Here is a 16,502-nt window from a genome sequence, read left to right as displayed (position 1 = left end):
CATTCCCGTCGCGCCGCGCCATGGTGGCGCTCGGGGCCGCCCGCACGCGCCCCGCGCAGGGAGAACCACATGACCAAGACCGGCTTCGGCCCCGACACCAAGGGCATCTACCCGATCGCCGCCACCCCGTTCCGTCCCGACCTCTCGGTCGACTGGGACAGCCTCGACCGGCTGACCGACTTCTACGTCGAGGCCGGGGCAACCGGGATCACGATCCTTGGCATCCTGGGCGAGGCGGGCAAGCTCGACCCCGACGAGGCGCTGGAGATCGCGCGCCGGGTCATCGCCCGCGCCCCGGTGCCGGTGGTGGTCGGGGTGTCGAACCCCAGCTTCGCCGCGATGGGGCGGCTGGCGAAGCAGTCGATGGACCTCGGCGCCGCCGGGGTGATGGTCGCTGGCCACGCCGGCCTGCGGTCGGACGAGCAGATCGCCGCGCATTTCCGCACCGCGGTCGAGGCGATCGGCCCCGACACGCCCTGGGCGCTGCAGGACTATCCGCTGACGCTGTCGGTGGTGCTGTCGGTGCCGATGATCGGCCGGATCATGGCCGAGCATGCCTCGTGCGTGATGCTCAAGGCCGAGGACTGGCCGCAGCTGGAAAAGCTTTCGGCGATCCGGGCGCTGCAGGGCGAGGGCAAGATGAAGCCGTTCTCGATCCTGACCGCGAACGGCGGGCTGTTCCTCGATCTGGAACCCGGGCGGGGGTCGGACGGGGCGATGACGGGCTATGCCTTCCCCGACATGCTGGTCGAGCTCGACGCGCTGCACCGCGCGGGCGAGCGCGAGGCGGCGCACGACCTTTTCGACGCGCACCTGCCGATGATCCGCATGGAACAGCAGGCCGGCATCGGCCTTGCCGTGCGCAAGTACCTGCTGATGCGGCGCGGCGCGATCGCCTGCGACATCCAGCGCAAGCCGGGATCGGCGCTGACCGACCGCGGCCGGGCCGAGATCGACTTCCTGCTCGGGCGGCTCGGGCGGCGCGACGCCCGCGCCCGCCTGGCCCCGCGCGACGCCATGGCGTGACCCGCGCCCCGCAGACAGGCCAGCCGGGCCCGATGACCGGGCCCGATCACCGGAAAGGACCGCCGCCGATGGCGAAATACATCCACTCGATGCTGAGGGTGCTGGACGAGGCCCGCTCGCTCGCCTTCTACGAGACCTGCTTCGGCCTGACCGTGGCCGAGCGGCTGGAGTTCGACGACTTCACCCTCGTCTACCTGTCGAACGCCGAAACCGCGACCGAGCTGGAGCTGACGGTGAACAAGGGCCGCACCGCGCCCTACGACATCGGCGACGGCTATGGCCACGTCGCCTTCTCGGTCGCGGATGTCGATGCGCTGCACGCCCGGCTGACCGCCGCGGGGCTGTCGCCGCGCAAGCTCGTGGACTTCGCGCCGGGCGGCGAGGTCATCGCCCGGTTCTTCTTCATCGCCGACCCGGACGGCTACCAGATCGAGGTGCTGCAGCGCGGGGGGCGGTACCTCTAGCGGTCAGACCTTGCGCAGGTCGCGCGCCGCCGGCACGAGGCCGAGCCGCGCGATCACGTTGCGGGTGTCGAACAGGATCCGCGCGTGACGCGCCAGCACCGCGTAGTCGACCCCGGTGTGATCGGTCGTGACCACCACCGCGTCGAAGCCCGACACCGCCTCGGGCGTCACCGGAACCGAGACGCGCCCGGCAAGGTCGGGATGATCGCGGGTCACCGGCAGCACCGGGAAGAACGGGTCGTGGAAGGCGGCCACGGCGCCGCCGGCCTCGAGCGCGCGCATCAGCCCCAGCGCCGGGCTTTCGCGGGTGTCCTCGACATCGCGCTTGTACGAGATGCCGCAGACCAGGATGCGCGCCCCCGCCGCGGGCCGCCCCGCCTGCGCGATGTCCGACAGGATCCGCGCGGCCAGCGCCGCCGGCGCCGCGTCGTTGGTATGACGCGCAAGGTCGACCAGCGGCACCTGCGCGCCGACATCGCCCGCCCGCCACGACAGGTAGGCCGGCGAGACCGGGATGCAGTCGCCGCCGATGCCGGGGCCGGGCCAGAACGGCATGTAGCCGAAGGGCTTGGTGGCGGCGGCCGCGATCACCTCCCAGACGTCGACGCCCATCGCCTCGAGCGCGCCCTTCATCTCGTTCACCAGGGCGATGTTCACGGTGCGGAAGCTGTTCTCGACCAGCTTCACCGCCTCGGCCGCGGCGATCGAGCCCACGGGCACCGTGCGTTCGACCACGCGGTCGTAGAACATGTGCACCAGCTGCAGCGACTGCGGATCGTCGGCGCCGACGACCTTGGGGATGGTGCGGGTGGTGAAGGTCGCGTTGCCCGGGTCCTCGCGCTCGGGCGAGAAGGCCAGGAAGAAGTCGGTGCCCGCGCGCAGCCCCCCCGCCTCGAGGATCGGGCGCAGCACGGTCGCGGTCGCGCCGGGCCAGACCGTGCTTTCCAGCACCACGAGCTGGCCGTGGCGCAGGTGGCGCGCCAGCGTCTCGGCCGCGCGGCGCAGGTAGGACAGGTCGGGCTCGCGCGCGGGGGTCAGCGGCGTCGGCACGCAGATCAGCACCACGTCCGCCTCAGCCAGGCGGGCCGGGTCGGCGGTGGCGGCGAAGCGGCCGGTGGCCACGGCGCTGGCGATGCGCGTCTCGGGGAAATACGAGATCACCCGCTCGCCCGCGTTGATCCGCGCCACGCGTTCGGCATCAAGGTCGAAGCCGGTGACCGGGAAGCCGGTCTCGTGCACCGTCAGCGCCAGCGGCAGCCCGACATAGCCCAGGCCGATCGTCATCACCCGCGCCTCGCGCGATTGCAGGCGGTCGCGCAGGCCCGACACCAGCGAGAAGGCGGTCGTCATCGGGCGTCGCCTCGCTGCGGGCGGCGGGGACGGCGGAGGCGGCGATCGTCGGTCATGCGGGGCGCGGACCCTTCCCTTGTCTGTGCCGTGGCCCTGCCGGGCGCGGCGGCGCGGGCGGACCATACAATGTCCGGCGCCGGGGGCAAAGGCCGCGCCGGGCCGGACGATCACGCTTTGCATGCCCGGGCGGACCTGCGCTAGACCGTCGCCGGGCCCCCTGCCCCGGAGAGGCGAGATGGAAGTGCTGGTGACCGGCGGCGCGGGCTTCATCGGCTCGCACCTGTGCGAGCGGCTGGTGGCCGAGGGCCATGCCGTCACCGCGGTCGACGACCTGTCGACCGGCAGCCGCGACAACCTCGCCGCGATCGACGGCCACCCCCGGTTCCGGCTGGTCGAGGGCAGCGTGCTGGACGCGCCGCTCGTCACCCGGCTGGCGGCCGGGGCGGGGATGATCGTGCATCTCGCCGCCGCGGTCGGGGTGGGGCTGATCATGCGCGAGCCCGCGCGCTCGATCCTGACCAATGTCGCCGGGACCGAGACGGTGCTGCGCGCCGCGATCCCGAACCGGGTGCGCACCTTCATCGCCTCGTCGTCCGAGGTCTACGGCAAGGCCACCAAGTTCCCGTTCCACGAGGATGACGACCTCACGATCGGCCCGACGCGCAACCTGCGCTGGTCCTATGCCTGCGCCAAGGCGCTGGACGAATTCCTGGCGCTCGGCCATGCGCGCGACGCGGGCCTGCCGGTGACGGTGCTGCGCTTCTTCAACACCACCGGCCCGCGCCAGAGCGGGCGCTACGGCATGGTCCTGCCCAGCTTCGTCGCCGCCGCGCTGGCGGGGCGGCCGCTGCAGGTGCACGGCTCGGGGGCGCAGACGCGCTGCTTTGCCCATGTCTCGGACGTGGTCGAGGCGGTCTGGCGGCTGATGGCCGCGCCCGGCACCGCGGGCGAGGTGTTCAACATCGGCACAGATGCCGAGATCTCGATCCGGGCGCTGGCCGAGGCGGTGATCGCCGCCACCGGCTCGGCCTCGACGATCGAGACGCTGCCCTACGGCGACGTCCACCCCGCCGGGTTCGAGGACATGGACCGCCGCCTGCCCGACCTTGCGAAGCTGCAGGCCGCGACCGGCTTCCGCCCGTGCCGGCCGCTGGCCGAGATCATCGCCGACACCGTCGCGCAGATGCGCTGAGCGCGCGGCGACCGCTCACCAGAAGGCGATCAGGATCGCCAGCATCGCCACCGCCAGCGCCGCGCCCCAGACCCGCACGTCCATCCAGACCGCGCCGTGATCCTCGACATGGGCGAAGGCGGTCGCGGGGCGCCAGATCAGCCGGTCCTCGGGCCGCGCCGCCGGCGGCGACACCCGGCTGAGCCCCCACAGCAGCGCGAACGAGGCCAGGGTCATCACCGCGACGGTGACGGTGAAGTGCAGCGGCCAGATCCCGGCCTGCGACAGGCCGAACAGCACCAGCCCCGCAAGATGCATGACGATCAGCGTGCGGAAGGCCGCGCGCTCGGACACGCCGCGCGACAGCGCGCCCATGACGAAGATCGCCACGATCGGCGGCACGATGATCGAGAACGCCTGCTGCAGATAGGCCCAGATCCCGCCCGCGAACTGGATCAGCGGCGCCCAGGCGACGGCGATGACCATGAAGCCCAGCGTGCACAGCGTGCCGTAGCGGCGCGTCTGGGTCGGCGTCGGCCGGCGCTCGGCCGTGGCGACGAAGTCGTGCACCACCAGCGTCGAGGCCGAGTTCAGCGTGCTGTCCACCGTCGACATGATCGCCGCGACCAGCCCCGCCAGCACGAGGCCGGTCAGCCCCGCAGGCAGGATCGTGGTGATCATCACCGGGAACACCATGTCGGGTTCGGGCACGTCGGGCAGAAGCGGCACCGCCATCGCGCCCGGCAGCACCATGATGAACAGCGGCAGGATCTTGAGCGCCCCGCCCAGAAGCGCGCCGCGCTGCGCGTCGGCCAGCGACCGCGCGCCCAGCACCCGCTGCACGACGTACTGGTTCGTCACCCAGTACCAGAAGCCCAGAAGCCAGACCCCGGTGAACAGCCCCGGCCAGGGCAGCCCCGCGTCATCGGCCGGGCGCACCATGCTCAGGTGATCGGCCGGCAGCGCCTGCGTGACCTCGGCCCACGAGAAGCCGAGCGCCGCGAACATCAGCACCGCCGTGATCCCGCATCCCACGATCAGCACGATCGCCTGCAGCACATCGGTATAGACCACCGCCGCCAGCCCGCCCGAGGCGGTGTAGGCCCCGGCAAACAGCCCGATCGCGACGCAGGCCACCCACAGCGGGATGCCGGGGAAGAAGGTCGTCATCACCACGCCCCCGGCGTACAGCCCGCCCGCGGTGTCGACGAAGATGGTGAAGAAGATCGTCAGCCCCGAGAAATACAGCCGCACCCGGCGGGAATAGCGCAGCTCCAGCCATTCCGGCGTCGTCGTCACCCGCGCCTTCAGGAACAGCGGCGCGAAGACGAAGGCCAGCAGCAGGAGCGGGATCCCCGACATCCATTCGAAGGCCGAGGACGAGATCCCGGTGGAATAGGCCGACCCCGTGAGCCCGATCATCGTCGTCGTCGAGATGTTCGAGGCGAAGAGCGAGAAGCCGATCGCCCCCCAGCCCAGGCTGCGTCCCGCCAGGAACAGGTCGTCCCCGGTCGAAGTGCGCCGCGCCACCCACAGGCCGATCGCGATGGTCACCGCGAGATAGGCAACGATCACGCCGATATCGAGCGCGGTGATCTGGGACTGGACCTGTTCCAAGCGGGTTCCTCCTGCGCCGGGCATCGCATGGGCCGGCGCGCTGGACACCGGCGTCACTGCGCAACCTGTGGCAGATCGCGCGAAGGTCCAGTAATTCCTGCAATTTCCCGTGATCCTAGCCCCGCGGCTGGCGCCGCAGCCGCCCCGGCGGCAGCCCGAAACGGGCGCGAAACGCCCGGCTGAAGGCGGAGAGCGAGCCGAAACCGGTGCGCAGCGCCACCTCGGCCAGCGGGTGACGGCTGTCGGTCACCAGCCGCCGCGCCGCCTGCAGCCGCAGCTCGGCGCCGTATTCGGCAGGGCCGACGCCGATCTGGTCGCGAAACAGGCTTTGCAGCCGGCGCAGCGACAGCCCGACCGCGGCGGCGGTCTCGCCCGCGCTCTCGGGCGCGTCGAGCCGCGTCTCCATCCGCGCGATCGCGGCGGTGACGCGCGGATCGCCGCCCTCGGGCCGGCCGGCGGCGATCGCGGTCAGCTGGCTTTCGGCGCCCGCGCGGCGCGAGGTGATGAAGGTGCCCGCCACCTGCATCGCCAGCGTCACGCCATAGCGCGCCGCGATCAGCTCCAGCATCAGGTCCTGTGCCGGCCCCGCGCCGCCCGCGCTTGCCACCCGGCCGGCGACAACATGGCGGTCGGGCACCACCTCGGTATCGGGATGGGCAGCGGCGAAATCCTCGAGATCCTCCCAGTGCGTGGTCACCCGCGCGCCCCCCAGCAGCCCCGCCGCCGCCAGCAGCCAGCCGCCGCTGTCGATCGCCCCGATCATCCGCACGCCCCGCGCGGCCCGGCGCAGGCTGCGCGCCACGCCCGCCGTCGCCTGCTCGCGCGCGCCATAGCCCGCCAGCACCATCAGCAGGTCCGGCACCGGCGCCAGCCCCGCCAGCCCCGCCTCGGCCGGCAGGTCGATGCCGCAGGTCAGCGGCACCGCCGCGCCGGTCGCCGAGACGATGCGCCAGCGGAACGCCCGCGCCCCCAGGTGCCGGTTCGCCGCCCGCAGCGGGTCGATCACCGACCCCAGCGTCAGCAGCGAGGCCTGCGGCATCACCAGCACCGCGATCTCGAGCGGACCCGAGGCCGGGGCGAAGACGGCCGGGCCGCTGGCGGCAGGAACGGCACCAGAGGCGGTGGCGGCGGTGATCGCCGGGAAAATCGCGGTGCGCTTGGCGTGATCGGTCATATCCGCAGCGTGATACGTCAAACACGGGCCCGCAAGAGGTTTAGCTTCGGCCGCAACAAAGGAGTTTCCGATGCCGCTCACCCCGAATCGCGAGGTCTTCATCACCTGTGCCGTCACCGGCTCGGGCGGGACCCAGGACCGCAGCCCGCATGTCCCGCGCTCGCCGCGCGAGATCGCCGAAAGCGCCATCGCCGCCGCCAAGGCCGGGGCCGCGATCGTGCACTGCCACGTCCGCGACCCCGAGACCGGCGCCCCCTCGCGCGATCCGGCGATGTTCCGCGAAGTGACCGAGCGCATCCGCGACAGCGCCACCGACGTGGTGCTGAACCTGACCGCCGGCATGGGCGGCGACATGGTCTTCGGCGATGTCGAGAACCCGCTGCCGCTCAAGGCGCAGGGCACCGACATGGGCGGCGCCACGAACCGGATGGCCCATATCGCCGACTGCCTGCCCGAGATCTGCACCCTCGACTGCGGCACGATGAACTTCGCCGAGGCCGACTATGTCATGACCAACACGCCGGGCATGCTGCGGGCGATGGGCGGCATGATGACGAAGCTGGGCGTGAAGCCCGAGATCGAGGCCTTCGACACCGGCCACCTGTGGTTCGCCAAGCAGCTGGTCGAAGAGGGCACGCTGGACAGCCCGGCGCTGGTGCAGCTGTGCATGGGCGTGCCGTGGGGCGCGCCCGACGATCTCAACACCTTCATGGCGATGGTCAACAACGTGCCGGCGGACTGGTGCTGGTCGGCCTTCTCGCTCGGTCGCCACCAGATGCCCTTCGTCGCGGCCTCGGTGCTGGCAGGCGGCAACGTGCGCGTCGGCCTCGAGGACAACCTCTGGCTCGGCAAGGGCCAGCTTGCCACCAACGCGCAGCTCGTGGAACGGGCGGTGACGATCATCGAGACCCTCGGCAGCCGCGTCATCGGCCCCGACGAGGTCCGCGCCCGGCTCGGCCTGACGAAACGCGCGCCCGCCACGGTGTCGGCATGAAGGCCGCGATCGTCGGCGGCGGCGTCATCGGCGGCGGCTGGGCCGCGCGCTTCCTTCTCAACGGCTGGGACGTCGCGGTCTTCGACCCCGACCCCGAGGCCGAGCGCAAGATCGCGGCGGTGCTGTCGAACGCCCGCGCCGCGCTGCCGCTTCTGTCCGACGAAGGCCTGCCGGCCGAGGGCCGCCTCTCCTTCGCCGCCACCCTCGCCGAGGCGGTGACCGGCGCCGACTACATCCAGGAGTCGGTCTCGGAACGGCTCGACCTCAAGCACCGGGTGCTGGCCGAGATCCAGACGGCCAACCCGACCGCGCCGATCGGCTCGTCGACCTCGGGGTTCAAGCCCTCGGAACTGCAGCAGGGCGCGCTGAACCCGGCGACGATCTTCGTCGCGCACCCGTTCAACCCGGTCTACCTGCTGCCCCTGGCCGAGATCGTGCCCTCGCCCGCCTCGCCGCCCGCCTTCATCGCGCAGGTGCAGGAGACCCTGCGCGGCATCGGCATGTTCCCCCTGCACATCCGCAAGGAGATCGACGCCCATATCGGCGACCGCCTGCTCGAGGCGCTGTGGCGCGAGGCGCTGTGGCTGGTGCATGACGGCATCGCCACGACCGAGGAGATCGACGAGGTCATCCGCATGTCCTTCGGCCTGCGCTGGGCGCAGATGGGCCTGTTCGAGACCTATCGCATCGCCGGCGGCGAGGCGGGGATGAAGCACTTCATGGCCCAGTTCGGCCCGGCGCTGGCCTGGCCCTGGACCAAGCTGATGGACGTGCCGCCCTTCGACGACAGGCTGGTCGACCTGATCGCCGGGCAGTCCGACGCCCAGTCCGGCCACCACTCGATCCGCGAACTGGAGCGGATCCGCGACGGCAACCTCGTGGCCTTCCTGCGCGCGCTCAAGGACCGCGACTGGGGGGCGGGCAAGGTCTTCAACGACCACGACCGCCGCCTGGCCGGGGCCCGCACCGCCGCGCCGCCGACGCCGGCCGCCGTCCCGGATGCCGCCCCGGATGCCGCAGGGTCAGGCCCGATGATCGCCGCCCGGATGGTGGTCCTTCCCAGCTGGATCGACTACAACGGTCACATGACCGAGAGCCGCTATCTGTTCGCGGGCTCGCAGACGATCGACGCCTTCCTTGCCCATATCGGTGCCGGCCTCGACTATGTCGCAGGCGGGCACAGCTACTACACGGCCGAAAGCCACATCCGCCACCTCGACGAGGCGAAGGCGGGCGAGGGGCTGACCGGCGCCGTGCAGGTGCTGGCCAGCGACGACAAGCGCCTGCATGTCTGGATCACCCTCACCCGCGACCGCGACGGCGCCGAGGTGGCGACGATCGAGCAGATGCTGCTGCACGTGGCGATGGCCGAGGGCCGCACCTGCCCCGCCGCGCCCGGAGTGCTGGCGCGGCTTGCCCCGATCACGGCCGCGCACGGGGCGCTTGCGCGTCCCGAAGCGGTCGGGCGTCATGTCGGCCAACGCAAACCCGCCCTTGCCTGAAGGACCGCCATGAGGATCACGACCGACCTGCCCCACAAGGTCACCGAGACGCCGCACCTGTGGATCCCGCTCAAGGACGGGACCCGCCTCGCGGCGCGGCTCTGGCTGCCGGAGGGGGCGGGCCGGGAGGCGGCGGCGAAGGTGCCGACGATCCTCGAATACCTGCCCTACCGCCGCCGCGACGGGACGGCGGTGCGCGACCAGCTGACCCACCCGTGGTTCGCGGGTCACGGCTATGCCTGCCTGCGCGTCGATATGCGCGGCAACGGCGACAGCGACGGGCTGATGGCCGACGAATACACCGCGCTGGAACAGTCCGACGCGGTCGAGGTCATCGACTGGATCGCCGCGCAGGACTGGTCGGACGGCGGCGTCGGCATGATGGGGATCAGCTGGGGCGGGTTCAATTCTTTGCAGGTCGCGGCGCTGGCGCCGCCGGCGCTCAAGGCCATCGTCACGCTGTGCTCGACCGTCGACCGCTATGCCGACGACATCCACTACAAGGGCGGCTGCATGCTCACCGAGAACCTCGGCTGGGCGGCGACGATGTGGTCCTTCTCGTCGCGCGCGCCCGACCCGGCGATCCGGCCCGACGACTGGCGCGCGGTCTGGCTCGACCGGCTGGAGAACGAGCCGTTCCTGGCGAAGACCTGGTTCGATCACCAGACCCGCGACGGCTATTGGAAACACGGCTCGGTCTGCGAGGACTATTCGGCGATCAAGGCCGCGGTGATGGCGGTCGGTGGCTGGGGCGACAGCTACAAGAACGCGGTGCCGCAACTGGTCGAGAACATTCGCGGACCGGTGCGCGGCATCAACGGCCCCTGGATGCACAAATATCCCCATTTCGCCTATCCCGAGCCGCGCATCGGCTTCCTGCAGGAGGCGAAGGGCTTCTGGGACACGCATCTCAAGGGCCTGCCCGACCCGGCGCGCCCGGCCTATGCGATGTACCTGCTGGACGGCGCCGCGCCCTCGACCTGGTACACCCACCGCCCCGGCCGCTGGATCGCCGAAACCGCCTGGCCCGGCCCCAACGTGACCGCGACCACCCTGCCCCTCGGCCGCAGCCCGCAGGGCCACGGCACGCTCGGCGCCGCCCCCGCCCGGTTCGAGGCGCTGGTCGCGAGCCCCGAGCATTGCGGCATGGACGCGGGCGAATACTGCGCGATCTTCCTCGGCCCCGAGATGCCGGGCGACCAGCGCCGCGACGACGCCCTGTCGGTCACCTTCGACAGCGCCGCGCTGGCGCAGACCGACATCGTCGGCGCGCCGGTGGTGCGGCTGCGGCTGCGCTCGGACACGCCGGTCGCGCATCTGGCGGTGCGGCTCAACCACCTGCTGCCCGACGGCGCCGCCACCCGCGTCACCTGGGGCGTCGCCAACCTGTGCCAGCGCGGCTCGCGCGAGGCGCCCGAACCGCTGACCCCGGGCGAGGAGATCGAGATCGAGATCCCGCTCGACCACATCGCCTACCGCCTGCCCGACGGCCACCGGCTGCGGGTCTCGGTCTCGACCAGCTATTGGCCGATGATCTGGCCCTCGCCCGCGCCGGCCCGCGTCACGCTGACCGACGGCGCGCTGATCCTGCCCGTCCGCCCCTCGGGCGAGGCCGACGAGGTGAGCTTCCCGCCGGCCGAGGCGGCGCCGCCCCTCGCGCTCGAGGAGATCCGCGCCGAGGCCCACACCCGCCGCACCGAGATCGACCAGCGCACGGGCATCGTCTCGCTGGTGATCGAGGACGATTTCGGCAAGGCGCGCGACCCCAACCACGGGCTGATCGCGGGCTCGGTGCTGCGCGAATGGTGGGACATCCACCCCGACGATCCGCTCTCCGCCCGGGGCCGCACCCACTGGACCCAGGAGATCGAACGCGACGGCCTCAGCCTGCGGACCGAGGCGTTCACCGCCCTGACATCGGACGCGACCACCTTCCACCTCACCGGCCGGATCGAGGCCTGGGAGAACGAGACGCTGATCTATGCCCGCGACGTCGCAGAATCGGTGCCGCGCGACCACCTCTGAGCCCCGCCCCGCACGGAACGCTTGCCGTGCGGGCGCAAACCGCGATTAATTGACGCATCAATCAAGATCCGGGCCCAAGCCGTCCCGGACAGACACCCAGGGAGACTGCCCATGTCCAACGAACTCGACTGGATCCTTGCCCGCACCGTCGCCGGCCGGATGAACCGCCGCGCCTTCATGGGCCGCGCCGCGGCGCTTGGCCTGTCGGCCACGGCGGCGAACAGCCTGCTGGCCTCGGGCGTGCGCGCGCAGGGCACGCCCAAGAAGGGCGGCACGCTGAAGATCGGCATGCAGGGCGGCGGCTCGACCGACAGCCTCGACCCGGCGCTGGCGGCGAACCAGGTGACGTTCCAGCTGCTGCGGATGTTCGGCGAGCCGCTGGTCGAGCTGACGCCCGACGGCAAGCTCGACATGCGGCTGGCGACCGACGTCTCCTCGACCCCCGACGCCAAGACCTGGAGCTTCGCGATCCGCAAGGGCGTGACCTTCCACGACGGCTCGGCCCTGACGCCCGACGACGTGGTCGCGACGCTCAAGCGCCATTCCGACGAGTCGTCGCAGTCGGGCGCGCTGGGCCTGATGACCGGCATCTCGTCGATCAAGGTCGACGGCGACAACGTCGTGATCGAGCTTGAGGCGGCGAATGCCGACCTGCCCTACCTGATGGCCGACTACCACCTGCTGATCCAGCCCAAGGGCGGGGTCGAAGCACCCGCCGCCGGCGTCGGCACCGGCGCCTACAAGGTCGTGTCGCACGAACCCGGCGTGCGCGCCGTCTTCGAGAAATTCCCCGACTACTGGGACGACAAGCTGGGCCATTTCGACTCGGTCGAGATCCTGGTGATCAACGACAACACCGCCCGCACCTCGGCGCTGCAGTCGGGCCAGGTGCACCTGATCAACCGCATCGACCCGAAGGTCGCGGGGCTGATGTCGCGCGCGCCGAACCTGACGGTGACCAACGTCTCGGGCCGCGGGCACTACGTGTTCATCATGCACTGCGACACCGCGCCCTTCGACAATCCCGACCTGCGCATGGCGCTGAAGCTTGCGGTCAACCGCCAGGAGATGGTCGACAAGATCCTGATGGGCTACGGCTCGGTCGGCAACGACTTCCCGATCAACGCCGCCTACCCGCTGTTCGACGCCTCGATCCCGCAGCGCGAATACGATCCCGAACAGGCCGCGGCGCTTTACAAGAAATCGGGCCACGACGGCTCGCCGATCCTGATGTCCTGCTCGGACGTGGCCTTCGCCGGCGCGATGGACGCGGCGGCGCTGTTCCAGCAGTCGGCCCAGGCCGCCGGCATCCCGCTGCAGATCCAGCGCGAGCCGGGCGACGGCTACTGGTCGGACGTCTGGAACGTGAAGCCGTTCTGCGCCTCGTACTGGGGCGGGCGCCCGGTGCAGGACCAGATGTACTCGACCGCCTACCTGTCGACCGCCGACTGGAACGACACCCGCTTCAAGAACGCCGAGTTCGACGACCTGCTGGGCAAGGCCCGCGGCGAGCTGGACGAGGCCAAGCGCAAGGAGATGTATTCGCGCATGGCGATGCTCGTGCGCGACGACGGCGGCCTGATCCTGCCGATGTTCAACGACTTCATCTCGGCGAACTCGAACGACGTGGCGGGCTGGATCGAGGACCCGAACCAGGACTTCATGAACGGCTACGCCCCGCACAAGTGCTGGTTCGCGTGAGGCGCCGCCCTTGAGCATCCATCCCGTCGCCAGACTGCTGGCCCAGCGCATCGCGCTGGGCCTGATCCTGCTGTTCGCGGCCTCGATCCTGATCTTCGCCGGCACCCAGATCCTGCCCGGCGATGTCGCCCAGTCGATCCTCGGCCAGTCCGCGACGCCGCAGTCGCTCGCCAACCTGCGCGCCGAGCTGGGGCTCGACCAGCCCGCCGCCACCCGCTACCTCGCCTGGCTCACCGGCGCGCTGCACGGTGATCTCGGCACCGCGCTGACCAACGGCCAGGACATCGCCACCGCCATGTCGCAGCGGCTTGGCAACACGCTCTTCCTCGCCGGCACGGCCGCGGTGATCTCGGTGCCGCTGGCGCTGATCCTCGGGCTGGTCTCGGTGCGCTACCGCGGCCGCTGGCCCGACAAGCTCATCTCCGCCGTGACGCTCTCGACCGTCTCGGTGCCCGAATTCCTGCTGGGCTACCTCGCGATGTTCTTCCTCGCGGTGCAGCACCGGATCTTCCCCTCGGTCTCGACCGTCTACGACTCGATGGGCGTCCTCGAGAAGCTGCACGCCATCGGCCTGCCGGTCCTCGTCCTCGTGCTCGTGGTGCTGGGCCACATGATGCGCATGACCCGGGCCGCGATCCTGAACGTCATGCAGTCGCCCTATGTCGAGACGGCCGAGCTGAAGGGCCTGCGCCCCTTCACCATCATCGCCCGCCACGCGCTGCCCAACGCCATCGCCCCGGTGGTCAACGTGGTGATGCTGAACATGGCCTATCTGGTCGTCGGCGTCGTCGTGGTCGAGGTGGTCTTCGTCTATCCCGGCATGGGCCAGTACCTGGTCGACCACGTCGCCAAGCGCGACGTGCCGGTGGTGCAGGCCTGCGGGCTGGTGTTCGCCGCCGTCTACATCGGGCTGAACATGCTGGCCGATCTCGTCGCGATCCTCGCCAACCCGCGCCTGAGGCACCCCAGATGAGCCGCATCCCCCTGTCGGCCCTGATCGGCCTGATCCTCACCGCGGCCTATTTCCTGGCCGCCATCTTCGCGAGCGTCATCGCGCCCTACGGCATGGCCGAGGTCGCCGGCGGCGTGTGGGAGCCGATGTCGAGCGCGCACTGGCTCGGCACCGATTCCATCGGTCGCGACCTGCTGTCGCGGATGATCTACGGCGGGCAGGTGACGATCTTCGTCGCCACCGCCGCCACCATCGTTGCCTTCGTCACCGGCGCGCTTCTGGGCTTCGTCGCCGCCGTCTCGGGCGGCTGGGTCGACCAGGTGCTGTCGCGGCTCGTCGACCTGTTCATGTCGATCCCGGCCCTGATCCTCGCGCTGGTGATCCTGTCGGTGATGCCGGTCACCCTGCCGGTGCTGATCGCGGTCATGGGCCTGATCGAATCGACCCGCGTCTTCCGCCTCGCGCGCGCCGTCGCCGTCGACATCGCGGTGATGGACTATGTCGAGGCCGCGCGCCTGCGCGGCGAGGGCCTGGTCTGGGTCATCTTCCGCGAGATCCTGCCCAACGCCCTCTCGCCGCTGGTGGCCGAGGCGGGGCTGCGCTTCATCTTCATGGTGCTCTTCATCTCGACGCTGTCGTTCCTCGGGCTCGGCGTGCAGCCGCCGCTCGCCGACTGGGGCGGCATCGTGAAGGAGAACAAGGACGGCATCGTCTACGGCGTGCCGGCCGCGCTGCTGCCCGCCGTGGCGATCGCGACGCTCGCGATCTCGGTCAACCTCGTGGCCGACTGGATCCTCAATCGCACCACCAGCCTCAAGGGGGGCCGCGGATGACCGACCTTCTCGAAATCCGCGACCTGAAGATCGAGGCGACATCCTATCCGCCCGGCGAGAAGCCCCGCGACGTGACCCTGGTCGAGGGCGTGACGCTGAAGCTGCCGAAGGGCCGCGTCATGGGCCTGATCGGCGAGTCGGGCGCGGGCAAGTCGACGATCGGCCTCTCGACGCTGGCCTATGGCCGCGGCGGGGTGCGGATCACCGGCGGGCAGGTGGTGCTGAACGGCCAGGACATCCTGGCCCTGTCGCCCGGCGCGCTGCGCCGGCTGCGCGGCAAGACCGTCACCTATGTCGCGCAGTCCGCCGCGGCCTCGTTCAACCCGGCCAAGAAGCTGATCGACCAGGTGATCGAGACGACGCTCGCCGCCGGCACGCCCCGGGCCGAGGCCCGCGCCCGCGCGGTCGAGCTGTTCCGCAAGCTCTCGCTGCCCTCGCCCGAGACGATCGGCGAACGCTTCCCGCACCAGGTCTCGGGCGGGCAGCTGCAGCGGGTGATGACGGCGATGGCGCTGTGCCCGAAGCCGGAACTGGTGATCTTCGACGAACCGACCACCGCGCTCGACGTCACCACCCAGATCGACGTGCTGGCCGCGATCAAGGCCGCGATCCGCGACGAGGGCGTGGCCGCGCTCTACATCACCCACGACCTCGCGGTGGTGGCGCAGATCGCCGACGAGATCATGGTGCTGCGCCACGGCAAGATGGTCGAGCTGGGCGACACCGGCCAGATCATCACCGCCCCGCGCGAGACCTATACCCGCGACCTCGTCTCGGTCCGCCAGATCGAGCATCCGCCCAAGCCCGACGGCGCGGCGCCGGTGCTGACGATCGATGCGGTCTCGGCGCGCTACGGCCGCTCGGGGCCGCAGGTGCTGTCGGATGTCTCGGCGGTGCTGCCGCAGGGCCAGACCCTGGCGGTGGTGGGCGAGTCGGGCTCGGGCAAGTCGACGCTGGCGCGCGTGATCACCGGCCTCCTGCCGCCGCTGCAGGGCCGCATCACCTTCGCCGGCCGCGACCTGTCGCCGACGATGGCGGGCCGCTCGCGCGAGGATCTGCGCGAACTGCAGATGATCTACCAGATGGCCGACACGGCGATGAACCCGCGCCAGACCGTGGCCACGATCATCGGCCGGCCGCTGGAATTCTACTTCGGCCTGAAGGGCGCCGAGAAGAAGGCCCGGGTCGACGCGCTGCTCGACGAGATCGAGCTGGGCCCGAAATTCGCCGACCGCTTCCCGGCAGAGCTGTCGGGCGGCCAGAAACAGCGGGTCTGCATCGCGCGCGCCCTCGCGGCGAAGCCGAAGATGATCATCTGCGACGAGGTCACCTCGGCGCTCGACCCGCTCGTGGCCGACGGCATCCTCAAGCTGCTGCTGGACCTGCAGCGCGAAGAGGGCGTGGCCTACCTGTTCATCACCCACGACATCGCGACGGTGCGCGCGATCGCCGACCGGATCATGGTGATGCACCGCGGCCGCGTCGTGCGCTCGGGCCCGAAGGCCGAGGTGCTGTCGCCGCCCTTCGACGCCTATACCGACCTGCTGCTGTCCTCGGTGCCCGAGATGAAGCAGGGCTGGCTGGAAGAGGTCACCGCCAGCCGCCGCATGGCCGCCGGCGGCGAATAGCCCCCCTCCCCTGCCAGCGGCACCCGATCCTGCCACTTGCCCCTGCCGCCCGCGCGGCGGCCGGG

Annotated in this window: 13 protein-coding genes; 10 read left to right on the top strand and 3 right to left on the bottom strand. The window is 71.0% G+C overall.

Annotation, left to right across the window (positions count from 1 at the left end; all coding sequences use genetic code 11):
- The first annotated feature begins 69 nt into the window (after positions 1–69).
- Both V8J39_RS16210 and V8J39_RS16205 read left to right on the top strand, forming a co-directional pair.
- Positions 70–1,026 carry a dihydrodipicolinate synthase family protein gene (locus V8J39_RS16210; protein WP_336461984.1) on the top strand — a complete coding sequence of 319 codons (957 nt, stop codon included), beginning with the start codon at positions 70–72 and terminating at the stop codon, positions 1,024–1,026.
- A 68-nt stretch (positions 1,027–1,094) separates the two neighbouring features.
- Entirely contained in the window at positions 1,095–1,490 is a 396-nt protein-coding gene (locus V8J39_RS16205) for a VOC family protein (RefSeq protein ID WP_336461983.1), read from the top strand.
- Between the two features lie 3 nt (positions 1,491–1,493).
- Here the strand turns inward: V8J39_RS16205 and V8J39_RS16200 are convergent, their stop codons facing one another.
- A complete protein-coding gene (locus V8J39_RS16200; RefSeq protein WP_336461982.1) occupies positions 1,494–2,840 on the bottom strand; it encodes a nucleotide sugar dehydrogenase in 1,347 nt (448 codons plus the stop codon).
- A 235-nt stretch (positions 2,841–3,075) separates the two neighbouring features.
- Between V8J39_RS16200 and V8J39_RS16195 the strand changes: the two genes are divergently transcribed.
- Complete coding sequence (locus tag V8J39_RS16195) at positions 3,076–4,032, top strand: NAD-dependent epimerase/dehydratase family protein (RefSeq protein ID WP_336461981.1); 957 nt, start codon at positions 3,076–3,078, stop codon at positions 4,030–4,032.
- Between the two features lie 15 nt (positions 4,033–4,047).
- On the opposite strand, the gene V8J39_RS16190 is transcribed toward V8J39_RS16195, so the two are convergent.
- Together V8J39_RS16190 and V8J39_RS16185 are read right to left on the bottom strand one after the other, a co-directional pair.
- Positions 4,048–5,628 carry a sodium:solute symporter gene (locus V8J39_RS16190; protein WP_336461980.1) on the bottom strand — a complete coding sequence of 527 codons (1,581 nt, stop codon included), beginning with the start codon at positions 5,626–5,628 and terminating at the stop codon, positions 4,048–4,050.
- A 115-nt stretch (positions 5,629–5,743) separates the two neighbouring features.
- Positions 5,744–6,802: a GlxA family transcriptional regulator gene (locus tag V8J39_RS16185; RefSeq protein ID WP_336461979.1), complete on the bottom strand. Its 1,059-nt coding sequence runs from the start codon at positions 6,800–6,802 to the stop codon at positions 5,744–5,746.
- A 70-nt stretch (positions 6,803–6,872) separates the two neighbouring features.
- Here V8J39_RS16185 and V8J39_RS16180 point away from each other — a divergent pair, with 70 nt between their 5' ends.
- From V8J39_RS16180 to V8J39_RS16150, 7 genes are all read left to right on the top strand, one after another.
- The gene (locus V8J39_RS16180; protein ID WP_336461978.1) at positions 6,873–7,796 is read left to right on the top strand and encodes a 3-keto-5-aminohexanoate cleavage protein; all 924 of its coding nucleotides are present in this window, start codon (positions 6,873–6,875) and stop codon (positions 7,794–7,796) included.
- A complete protein-coding gene (locus V8J39_RS16175) occupies positions 7,793–9,298 on the top strand; it encodes a carnitine 3-dehydrogenase (protein ID WP_336461977.1) in 1,506 nt (501 codons plus the stop codon). Before V8J39_RS16180 ends, V8J39_RS16175 begins: the two co-directional genes overlap by 4 nt.
- A 9-nt stretch (positions 9,299–9,307) precedes the next feature.
- Complete coding sequence (locus tag V8J39_RS16170; RefSeq protein WP_336461976.1) at positions 9,308–11,323, top strand: CocE/NonD family hydrolase; 2,016 nt, start codon at positions 9,308–9,310, stop codon at positions 11,321–11,323.
- A 111-nt stretch (positions 11,324–11,434) separates the two neighbouring features.
- Positions 11,435–13,024 (top strand): ABC transporter substrate-binding protein, encoded by a 1,590-nt coding sequence (locus tag V8J39_RS16165; RefSeq protein WP_336461975.1) that lies wholly within the window; start codon positions 11,435–11,437, stop codon positions 13,022–13,024.
- Positions 13,025–13,040: 16 nt separating this feature from the next.
- The gene (locus V8J39_RS16160; RefSeq protein WP_336462160.1) at positions 13,041–13,997 is read left to right on the top strand and encodes an ABC transporter permease; all 957 of its coding nucleotides are present in this window, start codon (positions 13,041–13,043) and stop codon (positions 13,995–13,997) included.
- Positions 13,994–14,809, top strand: a complete 816-nt coding sequence (locus V8J39_RS16155; RefSeq protein WP_336461974.1) for an ABC transporter permease — start codon at positions 13,994–13,996, stop codon at positions 14,807–14,809. The genes V8J39_RS16160 and V8J39_RS16155 overlap by 4 nt, the downstream gene beginning before the upstream one ends.
- The gene (locus V8J39_RS16150; RefSeq protein ID WP_336461973.1) at positions 14,806–16,437 is read left to right on the top strand and encodes an ABC transporter ATP-binding protein; all 1,632 of its coding nucleotides are present in this window, start codon (positions 14,806–14,808) and stop codon (positions 16,435–16,437) included. Before V8J39_RS16155 ends, V8J39_RS16150 begins: the two co-directional genes overlap by 4 nt.
- Positions 16,438–16,502 lie beyond the last annotated feature (65 nt).

The sequence above is a fragment of the Frigidibacter sp. MR17.24 genome (genome assembly GCF_037095655.1).
Lineage (GTDB): Bacteria > Pseudomonadota > Alphaproteobacteria > Rhodobacterales > Rhodobacteraceae > Frigidibacter.
Note: the sequence above shows the minus strand (reverse complement) of the source record. Positions and strands in the feature narration are given on the sequence as shown.

What these genes read in the sequence shown, in the direction of transcription:
- V8J39_RS16210 (WP_336461984.1), top strand. Translation starts at nt 70, where the DNA reads ATGACCAAGACCGGCTTCGGCCCCGACACCAAGGGCATCTACCCGATC.
- V8J39_RS16205 (WP_336461983.1), top strand. Translation starts at nt 1,095, where the DNA reads ATGGCGAAATACATCCACTCGATGCTGAGGGTGCTGGACGAGGCCCGC.
- V8J39_RS16200 (WP_336461982.1), bottom strand. Translation starts at nt 2,840, where the DNA reads ATGACGACCGCCTTCTCGCTGGTGTCGGGCCTGCGCGACCGCCTGCAA.
- V8J39_RS16195 (WP_336461981.1), top strand. Translation starts at nt 3,076, where the DNA reads ATGGAAGTGCTGGTGACCGGCGGCGCGGGCTTCATCGGCTCGCACCTG.
- V8J39_RS16185 (WP_336461979.1), bottom strand. Translation starts at nt 6,802, where the DNA reads ATGACCGATCACGCCAAGCGCACCGCGATTTTCCCGGCGATCACCGCC.
- V8J39_RS16180 (WP_336461978.1), top strand. Translation starts at nt 6,873, where the DNA reads ATGCCGCTCACCCCGAATCGCGAGGTCTTCATCACCTGTGCCGTCACC.
- V8J39_RS16175 (WP_336461977.1), top strand. Translation starts at nt 7,793, where the DNA reads ATGAAGGCCGCGATCGTCGGCGGCGGCGTCATCGGCGGCGGCTGGGCC.
- V8J39_RS16170 (WP_336461976.1), top strand. Translation starts at nt 9,308, where the DNA reads ATGAGGATCACGACCGACCTGCCCCACAAGGTCACCGAGACGCCGCAC.
- V8J39_RS16165 (WP_336461975.1), top strand. Translation starts at nt 11,435, where the DNA reads ATGTCCAACGAACTCGACTGGATCCTTGCCCGCACCGTCGCCGGCCGG.
- V8J39_RS16155 (WP_336461974.1), top strand. Translation starts at nt 13,994, where the DNA reads ATGAGCCGCATCCCCCTGTCGGCCCTGATCGGCCTGATCCTCACCGCG.
- V8J39_RS16150 (WP_336461973.1), top strand. Translation starts at nt 14,806, where the DNA reads ATGACCGACCTTCTCGAAATCCGCGACCTGAAGATCGAGGCGACATCC.